Genomic DNA, 14,395 nt, shown 5'->3' on the forward strand with positions numbered 1-14,395 from the left:
TCAGACCGACGGGATCCAGCGCATCTCCGGGAATGCCCAGCCGAGGAAGGTCGGCGGCCAGGGGATGTGCAGCGTGCGGTGGAAGACGAAGTAGACGAAGGCGGTGAGGCAGACGGCCTGCGCGATCGCCAGGAACCAGCGCTCCCTGCCCTCGATCCGCATGAAGAGGATGACGAAGATGGGGATCGAGGGGATGAGGCCGATCGTCGCCATGGCGATCATCAGCCCGACCAGCCAACCGAAGAAGATCGCGGCGCGCGTCACCACCTCGCGTTTCGAGAGGTGCGCGGTGTCGGATTCGAGGTCCATGTGCAGCCCCTCGACCTTTTCCGGATGCCAGGTGAGGTCGACGGCAAGCGAAAAGACGATGAGTGCAAGCCCGCCCCAGCACAGGATCGTCGGAACGATCTTCGAGCTCTCGTTCCACTCGCCCATGTCGCAGAGCGCGAAGACGAAGAGGACGAGCAGGAAAACGTGGACGAGCTGGGACGGCCGCAGGACGGGACGCCCGAAGCTCTGCAGCATGCCGGCGCCGTGTTGGCGGACGCTCCTGTAGAGCGGCAGGAAGAAGCCGGCGAGTGCCATGGAGAAGAGAATGAGCACGAGCGGGCGCCAGATCCAGGCGCTTTCGAAGCGGACGATCGAGATGAAGAGATAGCGCTCGATCGTCTCGCCCAGGACGAGGCCGAGGATCAGCGGCGGGCGCGCCCATTTCAGTTGCTTCATCGTCCAGCCGATGACCCCGAAGATGAGGAGCGTGTAGATGTCGCCCCACTGACGATTTTCCTGGAAGGCGCCGATATAGATTATGGCGAGAACCGTCGGCAGGATCAGTGTGTAGCGCAGCGTCGCAAGCTTGGCGAACTGGCCGGAAAAGGCATAGCAGAGGCCGGCGCCGAGAATGTTGGCGAGCGCGATGCTCCAGACCATGGAATAGGTGACGTCGAGATGGGTCGTCAGCATGGTCGGACCGGGCGTCAGTCCATGGATCTGGAAGGCACCGAGGAGGAGCGCCATGCTGGCGGAGGCCGGCACGCCGAAGGCGACGGTCGGCACCAGCGCCCCGCCCTCCTTGGCATTGTTGGCGCTCTCGGATGCGATGACGCCGCGAATGTCGCCCTTGCCGAAGGTCTCCTTGGCACCCTTCTCCGTCTTGATCGCATGGCCGTAGGCGAGCCAGTCGATGACGCTGCCGCCGATGCCGGGGAAGGCGCCGAAGGCGGAGCCGAGCCAGGAGCAGCGCAGGATGAGGAACCAGTGCTTGAAGCAGTCCTTGGCGCCCTGCAGCATGCCGGAATTGACCGACTTGTTGATCTTTCCGGAGATGGCGGTACGCGAGATCAGGAGGTCGCAGAGCTCGGGGAGAGCATAGAGGCCGAGGACCGCCGGCGCCAGCGGCACGCCCTCGTACAGATAGAGGGAATCGAAGGTCCACCGCAACGACGCACCCTGCTGGTCGGAGCCGACGAGCGAGAGCATGATGCCGACGATGGCGGTGACGAGGCCCCTTATCGGCGCCTTGCCGGAGAGGATGATCACCATCGATATGCCGAAGACCGAGAAGGCGAGGAGCTCCGGCGCGCCCACCGCAAGGATGACCGGCCGCATGACCGGAAGCAGCACCGCCATCAGGAGCGCCCCGAAGACGCCGCCCATCATCGACGACATGTAGGCCGCCGAGAGCGCCCGCCCCGCCTCGCCCTTCTTGGCGAGCGGCAGGCCGTCGAGAACCGTCGCGGCCGATCCCGCTCCTCCCGGCACGCCGAAGAGGATGGCGGGGATCGGGTCGCCCGTCGCTGTCGTCGCGGCAAGGCCGAGAAGGAACCCGAAGGCGGTGAAGGGGTCCATGCCGAAGGTGAACGGCATAAGGATCGCAACACCTGCAAGCCCGCCGATGCCCGGAATGATACCGAGCACCACGCCGCACAGGACGCCGAGCGACAGGAACATGAGCCGCGTAGGCTCGACCATGAGTGTCAATGCGTGAAAGGCTGTCTCAAAGGATTCCATCGACCCCTCCCAAGGTCAGACGCTTGAGGGTCAGAGGCGCGAATAATCGACTTTCTGCCACCCGTTCGCGGCGACGGAGGCTTCCGCCGCATCGAGCACGTAGTGGATCTTGATGACGTCCCGGAAGTTCGGGCTCGACGGCTTGCCGGTGCGCAGGCCCTGCGCGAATGTGTGCCAGGCCTGCGCCACCTCGAAGGCGGCCTGGCCGTGCTTGAAGCCGGTCACATAGGTGTGGCGGGCGGGGATCTCGATTTCGCGGAAGGCGCGCTGCAGCCGCTCCGGCGCGATCGGCCCGCCATGCATCTGCTCGTCGGAGACGCGGGCGCCGTAGAGCTTGAGCATGCCGCGCGTCGGGTCGCCGCCGCCGGTCGCCTTGTCCCAGTTGTCGGGCGTATCGGTCGTTCCGAGCATCAGCATGCCCTGCGTGCCGTAGATCTCGAAGCGCGTGCCTGTGCCGAACCAGCCCGTGAGCGAGGTCTGCATCATGCCCATGACATCGCCGCCGACGCGCAGCAGATAGTTCATGTTGTCGACCTGGTTGCCGCGGATGACGCCGTTGTCGTCCGTGTTGCGGCGCTCGGGTGCGAGAACGCGCATGTCGGCGCAGATGTCGGTCACGTCCGCGCCGAGCACGGCCATGACGCGCTGCAGGCTCTGGCCGCTGCGATAGCCGGGATGCCCCCCATCCTGCGCCTGGAAAAGCCATTCCCGATGGCCGGGGCGCGGCATGATGTAGGCGCCGGACACGAAGCCATGCGAGAAGGAGAGCGGCTTGCCGATGAAGCCGGAGCGCACGAGCTCCGCCATGTGCAGCGAGGCAGGTTCGAAGTGGTGCTGGTAGCCGACCTGGCTGTGCAGGCCGCCCGCTTTCGCGGCATCGTACATTTCCTGGGCCTGCGCCGTCGAGACCGCCATCGGCAGCTCGCAATAGACATGCTTGCCCGCCTTAAGCGCCGGCATGGCGACACGGTGATGGACCGAAGGGCGGACGGAGACGCAAACGATGTCGATATCCGGCATTTCGGCGAGCATGCGCTCGACATTGTCATAGGCGTTGGGGATGCCGAAGTGGCGGCACGTCTCCGATGCGCTCTCCATCTTGGTGGTGCAGACGGCGGCAAGATCGAAGGTCTCGGACTGGTTGAGAAGTGCAGGAATATGGGCGCGAACCGAAAAGCGCTCCCGGCCATCCGGACTATGGGCGAAGGCCGCCCCGACAATGGCCACCTTGAATTTCGACTTCGACATAGTACCTCCCGTTTCAAATCAATACTGCAGATTGTGAACTGTCGACAGTTCACTTCAGGCTCGCGCCCGGACGTCTGACCTGTTTCAGCTCTTCATGCGGTTGCGGATATTGGAATGCGCGTTCGCCAGATGCGTACGCATGGCGGCCTCGGCCTTCTCCGGCGAACGCTCGCGAAGGCCCTCGACGATGGCGCGGTGCTCGTCGGCGACCGTGCCGGCCCGCTCCGGGCTGCCGCCGGAGCGATAGCGATGGAAGCGCATCAGGTAATAAATATCGTCGCGCAGGATGGTGACGAGTTTCTGATTGCCGCTCGCCTTGATGATGGCGAGGTGGAAATCCTGGTCCGGCGACTGGGCGAAGGCTCGATCCTCGCCGATGCGGGCCGCGTTGCCGCGCCAGATCGCTTCGATCGTCGCAAATTCCTCGTCCGTGATGCGGGTTGCGGCAAGGCGACAGGCGAGCGGCTCCAGCTCCTCGCGAATCACCAGGATTTCTTCGAGCTTCTCCGAGAGGAGCGCGGTCACCCGGGCGCCGATATGCGGAATGCGCTCGATCAGGCCGCGTCCTTCGAGGCGGCGCAGGGCCTCGCGCAACGGTCCCCGGCTGATCCCCATCTTGGCGGCGATCGCCTGCTCGGACAGCCGGCCGCCACTCGCCAGTTCACCATTGAGAATGGCCGTCTCGAGCCGATCCACGACCTGATCGACCATCGACGAAGGTGTGACAAACTCTTCCAATGCCTTTTTCATGGCTTCCGATCGCATCTGATGACGTCCCCAATGCGTTAGTCGTGGATTTTCCGTCCGGAGGCAAGGCGTAAGAGTTGCTGCAATGCAGCACCGTCAAGATGCTCAAAGCGGGCGGCGCCGTCGACGATTTGCGTGATCGCGGACGGATCGAGTGCCGTCGCCAGGCAGTTCTCCACCTTTGCGCGGTGCTCGGCTTCGGTCATCGCCTCCCCTCCCCACGAACCGCGCGGATTGGAGCAGCGCGCCGTCAGGGTTTCGCCACCGGCCAGCGTAACCGTCACCTCGCCGTAGCGGCCGGTCGCATAGGCGCTCGGCATGTCGGCCGGCATCTCCACGGTGATCCGGGGCAGCAGGCGCTGCATGTCAGGGCGCGATAGCCTCAAGTCCGTGAAGGTGTCGAGCCCGACGCGGCCGTCGAGAAGTGCCGCGGCCGCCGTATACTGCACGCTGAACTTGCCATCGAGCCCGGAGCGCGGGAACGGCCGGTTGCTCGACGGCACGTCCGCCACGACGATGCGGATCGTCTCGATCGCTTCGGGATCGGCAATCTTCGCGTGAAGTTCCAGCGCGGCGGCGATCCCGTAATGCGTCGAGAACTTCGCGGGATAGATCTTGACCGCATAGCCGGGATCAAGGATGCGCCAGTTCGTGCCGATCTGCAGCAATATGGACGGATCGGCCGTCGGCATGAAGCCGGCGAAATAGCCCTGGCTGTCCTCGTCGAACACTCGATGCGTGGCGGTAAAGCCTGCCTCCGTCAGCAGCGCGCAGTCGAGGCCGTTTGCCGCCGCCTGGCCGCAATGGGTGGATTTCGTCATCGTGCCGAGATTGGTGAAGAGCGCGCCCGCGCGGGACGCGGCCATGCCGAGCGCATTGGCCGTCTGGTCGGCGTCAAGGCCGAGAAGATAGGCGGATGCCGCCGCAGAACCGATCGGCCCGACGACACCGGGGGGATGGAAACGCAGATCACGCGATTCCGATATCCCGGCCTGCCGCAGCCAGCCCTGAACCTCGATGCCGCGCACGAGGGCCGTCATCGCCTCCCGACCGGACAGAGCGCGATCCTCGGCAAGCGCCAGGACGGCGGAGAGGACCGGCGACAGCGCATGCGTCGCCGGACGCCACATGGGCTCGAAGTCGAGGACATGCATGGAGGTTGCGTTGAGGAGCGCCGCCGGCACCGGTGCGAGGCCGAAGCCAAGCCCGAGGGCGGAGACATCCCCCTCCCGCGCATGTCGTTTCAGATGGCCGGCAAGGATGCGCGGCGCCTCTTCGAGCGCCGCACCGGCCACCGCGACCGCGATGCCGTCAATGACGAGCCGGCGGGCCGAGGCGACGAGCGCCTCCGGGAAATCCTCGAACCGCATCGCCTGGAGTTTCGCGACGACGGCTTGCGTCAGGGCGTTGCCTTTGCCTTTCGACGATCCTTCGCTCACGCCACTGCCCCGCGATCGTATTTGCGCTCCAGCACGTCCTGCGGCAGCACCTTGCGTTCCAGCGCGCGCACGCCATCGTAGTCCATGAGCTTCATGATGTCGTCGATACCGACGAGGAGATCGGGGCGATCGACCGTGACGCCGTTCTCGTAGGCGTCCTTCATGACGCGCAGCGCTTCCGCCATGCCATGGATTGCGGCCGCCGGCAGCATGCGCGGGAGGCTGACCCGGCGCACGCCCCAGGCCTTCAGGTCCTTGAGCGGGATCAACGGCGTCGTCGGCCGCTTGCGAATGCCGAAGCCCATGTTGATGCTGAGCGGAATGCCCGCATCGACGAGACGGCGGATGTAATCTTCCGAGCTCACCGCATCGGGGAAGATCAGGTCGGCGCCGGCCGCAAGATAGGACTTCGCCCGCCGGATCGTCGCCTCGATCCCCTCGACCGCAAGCGCATCGGTCCGGGCGATGATGACGAAGGCATCGTCGCGGCGCGCCATGCAGGCAGCCTCGATGTTCTTGACCATGTCGCTCTCGGCGATCACTTCCTTGCCCTGCATATGGCCGCAGCGCTTCGGGCTCACCTGGTCCTCGAGATTGAGGCCGGCGACGCCCGCCTCCTCGAATTGCTGGACGGTATGATAGACGTTGACCGCATTGCCATAGCCCGTATCCGCATCGCAGGTGAGCGGTATGGAAATCGAGCGCGCGATGTTCCGGCAGTGGCCGACGTTCTCCGAAAGCCCCATCACCCCGATATCGGCAATGCCCAGAAGCGAGTTCGACACGGCCGCCCCGCTCGTTGCAGCCGTCGGGAAGCCCGCCGCCTCGACGAGCCGGGCACTGTAACCGTCGTAGACACCGGGAGACACGATAAAGTCTCCAGCCTCGAGCATCTGCCGGTATTTCTGCGCATTGGTTGCCATAGAGCCCTCTTCCCATGCTGCCATCCCTGCCGGGTGGCCGTTCGATGAAGCAACATTGACGGAGCCATTGCAGATAGTCAACTGAAAACTGTTGACAGTTTTCACCTGTTGTGAGGATATGGCGCGGCGCATATGATTGCGTAGTGGAGGAAGGACCAATGAAGAAATTGATTGCAGGCCTGTTTGCCGCCGCCTTGAGCCTGACGGGCGCGGCGCAAGCGGCAGATCCCTATTTCGAGGGGAAGGAATTTCGCATCGTCGTGGGTTTCGCGCCCGGTGGCGGCAACGACCTCTTTGCCCGCGTCTTCCCGGAATATCTGCCGAAGCACATAGAAGGCGAGCCCGTCGTCATCGTCGAGAACCGGCCGGGCGCCGGCGGCGTGACGGCGCTCAACTGGTATGTGGATGCAGCACCCCGCGACGGCACCGTCGCCTTCGTCTGCTCGGGCGGCCTCGTGACACGCATGGTGCTCGGCTATGAAGGCGTGACGGCGAAGGTCGCGGACCTGAAGCCGCTCATCGCCGGCCCGCTCGGGCGTACCAACTACATCTCGACGACCACCGGCTACAAGGAGCCGAAGGATATCCTGTCCCTGAAGGAACCGCTCTATCTCGGTTCCACCGATCCGCTCTCGACGATTGGCTCGGTCATCGGTCTCACACTTCTGAAGGTGCCGTTCAAGGCCGTGAAGGGCTATCCCGGCAAGAACGACGCGATGCTCGCCTTCCAGCGCGGCGAGGTGACCGTCGGCGATATCGCGACGCCGATCTTCAAGGACAGCATGGCGCCGCTCATCGAGGACGGCACCGTGCTGCCGCTCTTCGCCCAGGGCATCATGAAGGGCGATGAACTGGCCCGCGATCCGGCCAATCCGGACCTTCCGACCATCGCCGAATTCTACCAGACGCTCTATGGCGAGCCCCCGTCGGGCCCGGCCTGGGAAGCCTACAAGCAGGTCATCCGCGCGATCGGCAATGGCGGCAAGATCCTGATGATCCACAAGGACACCCCGCCGGAAGCGGAGGAAGCGCTGCGCAAGGCGTTCACCTCGATCCTGCAGGACGAGGCCTTCGTCAAGAATGCGGACATCGCGCTCGAAGGCTACGGCTTCTCCTTCGGCGAGGACCTCATCAAGAACGTCAACGCCATCGTCGAGATCGATCCCGAGGTGAAGGCCTGGATGCAGGACCTCTACACCAAGGACTACGGCATGAAGTTCGCTTCGAACTGACGCCCGGCCACGTGAACTTGGCGGCGCGAAGACCCTCGCGCCGTTCCATCTTTCCGGAGACGACCATGACCCTCGAAGGCCGGTTCACGCTCGACGGCGTGACCTATCTGTTTGCCGATATCCGCCGCCACATCGGGAATGACCGGTTTTCCCGCATGCCCTATTCGGCCCGCGTGCTGGCGGAGAACGTGCTTCGCCATCTCGGCCGCCCCGGTTTCGGCGACCGCGAGATCGACTGGCTCGCCGACCGCGCCACGACGGACGGCCAGTCGGCGATCGCGCTCATGATCCCGCGCGTCATCCTGCCGGATTCCTCCGGCGTGCCGGCACTGATGGATCTCGCGGCGCTGCGCTCGGCCGCCGCCCGCCGCGATCTGCCGATCGAGGCGGTCGATACGTCCGTGCCGGTCGATCTGGTGGTCGACCACTCGCTGCAGGTGGATGTCTCGGGCGTCGCGGGCGCCGATGCGGAAAACCTCGCCCGCGAGCTGAAGCGCAACGACGAGCGCTACCGGTTCCTGCGCTGGGCGCAATCCGCCTTCGCCAGCCTCCGCGTCTTCCCGCCGGGCTCCGGCATCATCCATCAGGTCAATATCGAGCAGATCGCAACCATCGTCCGCACCGCCCCGCAGGGCGGCGGGACGACCGCCTATCCCGACATGGTCGTCGGCGGGGACTCGCACACGCCCATGGTCGCCGCTCTCGGCGTCGTCGGCTGGGGCGTGGGCGGCATAGAGGCAGAAACCGTCATGCTCGGCCAGGCCTATATCCTGCCGGTTCCCGAATTCGTCGGCGTCAGGCTCACGGGCAAACTCAGACCCGGCATCACGGTCACCGATCTCGCGCTCACCGTCACGCACCGGCTTCGTCGGGAGGGTGTCGTCGGGACCTTCGTCGAGTATTTCGGCCCCGCCGTTTCCACGATGGCCGTGCCCGACCGCGCGACGCTTTCCAACATGGCGCCCGAATACGGCGCGACCACCGGATTCTGGCCCGTCGACCGGCTGACCCTCGACTACCTCGCCATGACCGGTCGCCATGAAAGTCACATCGCGCTCGTCGAAGCCTATTGTCGCGCGGCGGGCCTCTTCCGCGAGGAGGGAGCCGGCGATCCCGCCTACGACCGGATCGTCGAGGTCGATCTTGCGTCCGTTGAGCGCTCGCTCGCCGGCCCCAGCAAGCCCTACAATCTGCGCCGGCCCGAAAGCGTGCCGGAGAGCCTGAAGGTGCGGCTGGAGGAGCGCCACAAGATCGACGCGGCGGGCCGCGTCGGCCAGATCGTGATGGCCTCCATCACCTCCTGCACCAACACGGCCAACCCGCACGCCATGATCCGCGCCGGCCTGGTCGCGAAGGCCGCCGTCGGCCACGGCCTCGCCCCACCGGCCTGGGTGAAGACCTCGCTCGCGCCCGGCTCGCGCGCCGTCACCCGCTATCTGGAGGAGGCCGGCCTGCTTGCGCCCCTGGAAGCGATCGGCTTCCAGGTCGTCGGCTATGCCTGTGCCTCCTGCGGGGGCAAGTCCGGCCCGCTGAAGCCGGAAGCCATGGCGCTCGCGCAGGACGGAATGCCGCTCGTCGCGGTACTCTCGGGCAACCGCAATTTCGACGGCCGCATCCATCCCATGCTCGACGCCAGCTATCTCTGCTCACCGGGTCTTGTCGTGGCCTACGGTCTTGCCGGAACGCTGGATCTTGATATCGACAAGGATCCGATTGCGAAGGGTGCGGACGGCAAGGACGTCTATCTCCGCGACCTCTGGCCCTCCGACGAGGCGGTCGATGCCCTGGTGAAGAAGCACGTCACCCCCTCCGCTTTCCTGGTCGGCGCTGCCGCGGCGGAGGAGAGCTGGAAGCGCCTCGAAGCGCCGGAGACGGAACTCTATCCGTGGGATCCGGCGTCGAGCTACATCCTGGAGCCGCCCTTCTTCGACCGCATGCCGGAGCGCCTCGGTGGCATGGACGAGATCGTCGGCGCGCGCGTGCTCGCCCTCTTCGGCGACGGGCTGACCACCGACCATGTCTCGCCGGGCGGCGAGATCCTGCCCGAAAGCCCCGCCGGCATCTACCTGAAGGGCCTCGGCATAGAGCGGCCGGACTTCAACACCTATGTCGGCCGCCGCGGCAATCCCGAGGTCATGGCCCGCGCGACCTATGCCAATCTGCGCATCCAGAACCGGATGGTGCCCGAGCGCGAGGGCGGCTGGACCCGGCTTTACCCCGAGAACACGATCGTCTCTATCCATGAGGCAAGCGAGACCTATCGGGATCGCCGCACACCGCTCGTCGTGCTGGCCGGCAGCGATTTCGGCGTCGGTTCCAGCCGCGACTGGGCCGCCAAGGGCCCCGCGCTGCTGGGCGTGCGCGCCATCATCGCCCGTTCCTTCGAGCGCATCCACCGCTCCAACCTCATCGGGCTCGGCATCATGCCGCTTCTCTTCGCCGACGGCGAAGGGCCTGACACGCTCGGCCTCGACGGCGACGAGATCCTCGACCTCACCGGCCTCCTGGCCGCGATCCGCCACGGGGAGGTGGCCGCGGTCACCGCCCGTCACGCGGACGGGCGCACGACCGCCTTCGATGTCACGATCGACATCCGCTCGCTCGCCGAAAGCGAACTTCTCCTGGGCGACGGCATGTTCAAGGCCGCGCTCGCCACGCTCGGCCACCATCGGGAAGGAGCCCATCCGTGACCCTGCAACAGGCCACCACAGCGCTCCGCACCGGCGGCGAATTGATCGTCGACGTGCTGGAGGCGAACGGCGTCGAGCGACTTTATTGCGTGCCGGGCGAAAGCTATCTCGCCGTGCTCGACGCGCTCCACGATTCGACCATCCGCACCATTGTCTGCCGGCAGGAGGGAGGCGCAGCGATGATGGCGGATTGCGAAGGGCGGCTGACCGGCCGGCCCGGCATCTGCTTCGTTACGCGGGGCCCGGGCGCGACCAATGCCGCCCCCGGCCTGCATATCGCGATGCAGGATTCGATCCCGCTCATCCTTTTCGTCGGCCAGGTGGCGCGACAGAACAGGGAGCGCGAGGGTTTCCAGGAGCTCGATTTCCGCGCCGTCTTCGGCTCCCTGACCAAATGGACCGTCGAGATCGACGATGCCGCCCGCATCCCCGAACTCGTCACCCGCGCCTTTTCCGTGGCGCTTTCCGGACGGCCCGGCCCCGTCGTGGTGGCGCTTCCGGAGGACATGCTGAAGGACAAGGTCCCCGCAATCCCGCTCCGCCCGGCCGTCACAGTGGAGACGGTCCCGGACGAGGCTGCCCTCGACAGGCTTGAGACGATGCTGTCGGAAGCAAGAGCGCCGGTCATGATCCTCGGCGGCACGCGCTGGACCGAAGACGCCGCCCGCGCGGCGCATGCCATCGCCGAGGCCTGGCAGCTTCCCGTCGCGTGCTCCTTCCGCCGCCAGATGCTCTTCGACCATCTCCACCCGAATTATGCGGGCGATGCCGGGATCGGCCAGAACCCGAAGCTTTCCGCCCGCATCCGCGCGGCGGACCTCGTGCTGCTTGTCGGCGGTCGGCTCGGCGAAATGCCGTCCGCCAACTACACGCTGCTCAAGAGCCCCTTCCCCGACCAGCGCCTCGTCCATGTCCATGCCGATGCGGGCGAACTCGGCCGCATCTACCAGCCGGCGCTTGCGATCCATGCGACGCCCGCCGCCTTCGCGACGGCCTTCGCCCGACGCAAGCCGGCCGCAAATCCGGGACGCTCGGCCGCGGTCGAAGCCGCGCATCGCGACTACCTCGACTGGTCCACCCCGCCCGAGACAGGCCCGGGAGCGCTCCATATGGGACCGATCATGACCTGGCTGCAGTCGGCGCTGCCGGAAGACGCCGTCATCGCGAACGGCGCGGGCAACTATTCCGTCTGGGTCCACCGCTATCATCGTTTCCGCCGTTTCCTAACCCAGGCTGCACCCGCATCCGGTTCGATGGGCTACGGCACCCCCGCCGCCGTCGCCGCCAAGGCGATGTTTCCGCAGAAGACGGTCGTTGCCTTTGCCGGCGACGGCTGCTTCCTGATGAATGGGCAGGAATTCGCGACCGCGGTGCAATACAACTTGCCGATCATCGTCATCGTCGTGAACAACGGCATGTACGGCACGATCCGCATGCATCAGGAACGGGAATATCCCGGCCGCGTCAGCGGCACCGATCTCGTCAATCCGGACTTCGCGGCGCTCGCTACCGCCTATGGTGGCCATGGCGAGATCGTGACCGAAACGCGCGAATTCGAGGCGGCCTTCGAACGCTGCCGGGCGAGCGGCAAACCGGCATTGATCGAGCTTCGCATCCATCCCGAAGCGCTGACGCCGACGCGCACGCTGAGCCAGATTCGTGGCGGAGGATAGCCCATCGGCACACTGGGAATCCGGTTCTTCGTCTCATCAGCTGGCGACCTCCACCTGGCCGTATCGCACAGGCTGAGGCGACTGCAATCAGACAGCGAATACGCCGGGCGATCATGGAAAAGCCTCTGGTCACGATCGGCCTCGTTGCTGCCATGTCCTTCATTCTCGGGACCAACCACAGGACCAGGATGGAAGACGGTCGATGAGTGAATGCGCCGGGCATCCGTGAATGGTGAAAGTTCGTCACAACCGACGAATGCGTTCAGCATCGTTGATCACTTTGGTGGCGATCGCCAGCGCGGCGCTCAGACTGACAGCGCCGCGCCGACCCCGCGGGGTATTCCCCTGACCGCGAACCCGACGGGCAGGACGCACCGCCGGTGTGCCGAGGCGACATCCGGGCAATCAAACGCCGTGCTGAGGAGGTTCATGTCGGGTGTCATCCGAAAAGACGAGACCGATTTGCCCTTCGGGCAGAGCCGGTCATTACCGGCTTATTGAATTGGCTATAAAGCCGGTTTGCCGGCCTTACCGGCGCGAAACACAACCATACAACGAGAAATGCAACCACATCAAACTATTGGTTGACATCGCGGCAAACATGCCCTAAAGACGGCGTATCGAATTTGCTTGTTAGCTTTGGTTATTGCGCGACGATACCGCGCCTGAACGAACCTTCCTTTCAAATCGCTACTGCATACCGCTTCGCCGTCGGCGCGGCGACTTATCAATGTTGCTATGAAAGGGTTCATCATGACCACTGGCACAGTTAAATGGTTTAATTCCACCAAGGGCTTCGGCTTCATCCAGCCCGACAATGGCGGCACTGACGCATTCGTGCATATCTCCGCCGTCGAGCGCGCAGGCATGCGCGATCTCGTTGAAGGCCAGAAGATCGGCTTTGAACTGGAGCGCGACATGAAGTCGGGCAAGATGTCGGCTTGCAATCTGCAGGCTGCCTGAACGGGTATGTGCTTTCCTTTGACCACGGATGTACTGGCACTGCCGGAAGCACGCCAAACCTACGCAAGGCCAGGCGATCTGCCTGGCCTTTTTGTTTCCGCTCGCTCCGCGAGCCTTTTGCCGGAACCACAATGACAGAAAAGCACAGCATCTCGCGCCAGAAGGCGGAGATCGCCTTCAGCCGCATCCACACCCCATTCTTCGCGAAGGACAAGGCGGTGGAAGAACTCGAAGCCGTCACGCACGCACGTAACGCCAAGACCGTGAGACTAAGGGAAGCACGCCTTGCGAAGGAACTCAAGGGCCGCGCCTCGACCGCTTCCGCCTTCCTCGCCAGACGCGCTGGCGCAAGCTGATCAAGCCATTGATGGAAGCGATGGCATCGATGAGCAACGCAACCACCCCGAACATTGCCGATCGCGAAAAGGTCTGGCTGAAAGTCCTGTCGACCTACCGCAAGCCCGATATTGGCCGAAGCACGTTCGAACTGGCCGTGACCATCGTGCCGTTCGTTCTCTTGTGGACAGCAGTATGGGCCTCCATGCACGTCGGCTTCTGGCCTGGCTTGATTCTTATGCTGCCGGCGTCCGGCTTTCTTCTACGTCTCTTCATGTTGCAGCACGACTGCGGCCACGGCTCCTTTTTCGGCCGGCGCCGTCTGGACGACTGGACAGGCCGGATGATCGGCGTGCTGACACTGACCCCCTATGATTACTGGCGCCGCGCCCATGCCGAACATCACGCATCCGCCGGCAATCTCGACGAACGGGGCGTCGGTGACATCACCACGCTGACCGTCGCCGAATATCACGCCCTGACGTCTCGCGGACAGCTCGCCTATCGTCTTTACCGGCATCCGCTCGTCATGTTCGGCATAGGCCCTGCCTGGCTCTTTCTCTTCAAGCAGCGGCTGCCGGTCGGAATGATGCGGTCGGGCGCGCTGCCCTGGATTTCCACAATGGCGACGAATGTTGCCATCCTCGCCTCCGGTGGCTTGCTCGTGTGGGCCATCGGTCTCGCCCCACTGCTCCTCGTCCACCTGCCGATCGTGCTCATCGCCGGAGCGGCGGGCGTCTGGCTGTTCTATGTCCAGCACCAGTTCGAAGATACGCATTGGTCAAGGCCTCCGGAATGGGCATTCCCCCATGCGGCCATGCACGGCGCCTCGCACTACGACCTGCCCCGGCCCTTGCGATGGATCACCGGCAACATCGGCATGCACCACATTCACCACCTGTCGAGCCGGGTTCCCTTTTACAGGCTTCCGGAGGTTCTGCGCGATTATCCCGAACTGGGAGACCTCGGGCGGATCACGATCCGCCAAAGCCTCAGCTGCGTGAAGCTTGTCCTGTGGGACGAAGGATCGAGCCGCCTGATATCGTTCCGCGAGGCAAGTGCCCGACCGACAACGAATCCTTAACATCTCGCAGAGGGCGACCTTCACGTTGAAGCAGCAGCAGTCGGCCCCGT

11 protein-coding genes are annotated in these 14,395 nt (G+C 64.8%); 6 read left to right on the forward strand and 5 right to left on the reverse strand.

Annotated features, from left to right (window positions below; all coding sequences use genetic code 11):
* From AB3G45_RS05665 to AB3G45_RS05685, 5 genes are all read right to left on the reverse strand, one after another.
* Nucleotides 1-1,971, reverse strand: a complete 1,971-nt coding sequence (locus AB3G45_RS05665) for a tripartite tricarboxylate transporter permease (RefSeq protein WP_367829637.1) — start codon at nt 1,969-1,971, stop codon at nt 1-3.
* A gap of 69 nt (nt 1,972-2,040) precedes the next feature.
* A complete protein-coding gene (locus AB3G45_RS05670) occupies nt 2,041-3,258 on the reverse strand; it encodes a Gfo/Idh/MocA family protein (protein WP_367829638.1) in 1,218 nt (405 codons plus the stop codon).
* Between the two features lie 84 nt (nt 3,259-3,342).
* The gene (locus AB3G45_RS05675) at nt 3,343-4,008 is read right to left on the reverse strand and encodes a GntR family transcriptional regulator (RefSeq protein WP_367829639.1); all 666 of its coding nucleotides are present in this window, start codon (nt 4,006-4,008) and stop codon (nt 3,343-3,345) included.
* Nucleotides 4,009-4,043: 35 nt separating this feature from the next.
* Complete coding sequence (locus AB3G45_RS05680) at nt 4,044-5,444, reverse strand: MmgE/PrpD family protein (RefSeq protein WP_367829640.1); 1,401 nt, start codon at nt 5,442-5,444, stop codon at nt 4,044-4,046.
* Entirely contained in the window at nt 5,441-6,367 is a 927-nt protein-coding gene (locus AB3G45_RS05685) for an oxaloacetate decarboxylase (RefSeq protein WP_367829641.1), read from the reverse strand. The genes AB3G45_RS05680 and AB3G45_RS05685 overlap by 4 nt, the downstream gene beginning before the upstream one ends.
* 158 nt (nt 6,368-6,525) lie before the next feature.
* Between AB3G45_RS05685 and AB3G45_RS05690 the strand changes: the two genes are divergently transcribed.
* The 6 genes from AB3G45_RS05690 (at nt 6,526) to AB3G45_RS05715 (ending at nt 14,345) form a co-directional block, all read left to right on the forward strand.
* On the forward strand, nt 6,526-7,599 hold the full coding sequence (locus AB3G45_RS05690) for a Bug family tripartite tricarboxylate transporter substrate binding protein (RefSeq protein WP_367829642.1): 1,074 nt from the start codon (nt 6,526-6,528) through the stop codon (nt 7,597-7,599).
* Nucleotides 7,600-7,664: 65 nt separating this feature from the next.
* Nucleotides 7,665-10,289 carry an aconitate hydratase AcnA gene (gene acnA / locus AB3G45_RS05695; protein ID WP_367829643.1) on the forward strand — a complete coding sequence of 875 codons (2,625 nt, stop codon included), beginning with the start codon at nt 7,665-7,667 and terminating at the stop codon, nt 10,287-10,289.
* Nucleotides 10,286-11,962, forward strand: coding sequence for a thiamine pyrophosphate-binding protein (locus tag AB3G45_RS05700; RefSeq protein WP_367829644.1), 1,677 nt, complete (start codon nt 10,286-10,288; stop codon nt 11,960-11,962). Before acnA ends, AB3G45_RS05700 begins: the two co-directional genes overlap by 4 nt.
* 753 nt (nt 11,963-12,715) lie before the next feature.
* Nucleotides 12,716-12,925 carry a cold-shock protein gene (locus AB3G45_RS05705; RefSeq protein ID WP_367829645.1) on the forward strand — a complete coding sequence of 70 codons (210 nt, stop codon included), beginning with the start codon at nt 12,716-12,718 and terminating at the stop codon, nt 12,923-12,925.
* Nucleotides 12,926-13,056: 131 nt separating this feature from the next.
* Nucleotides 13,057-13,281, forward strand: coding sequence for a hypothetical protein (locus AB3G45_RS05710; RefSeq protein ID WP_367829646.1), 225 nt, complete (start codon nt 13,057-13,059; stop codon nt 13,279-13,281).
* Nucleotides 13,282-13,310: 29 nt separating this feature from the next.
* Complete coding sequence (locus tag AB3G45_RS05715; RefSeq protein WP_367829647.1) at nt 13,311-14,345, forward strand: fatty acid desaturase; 1,035 nt, start codon at nt 13,311-13,313, stop codon at nt 14,343-14,345.
* Nucleotides 14,346-14,395: the final 50 nt, after the last annotated feature.

The organism is Shinella sp. S4-D37 (assembly GCF_040812195.1).
Taxonomy (GTDB): Bacteria; Pseudomonadota; Alphaproteobacteria; order Rhizobiales; family Rhizobiaceae; genus Shinella.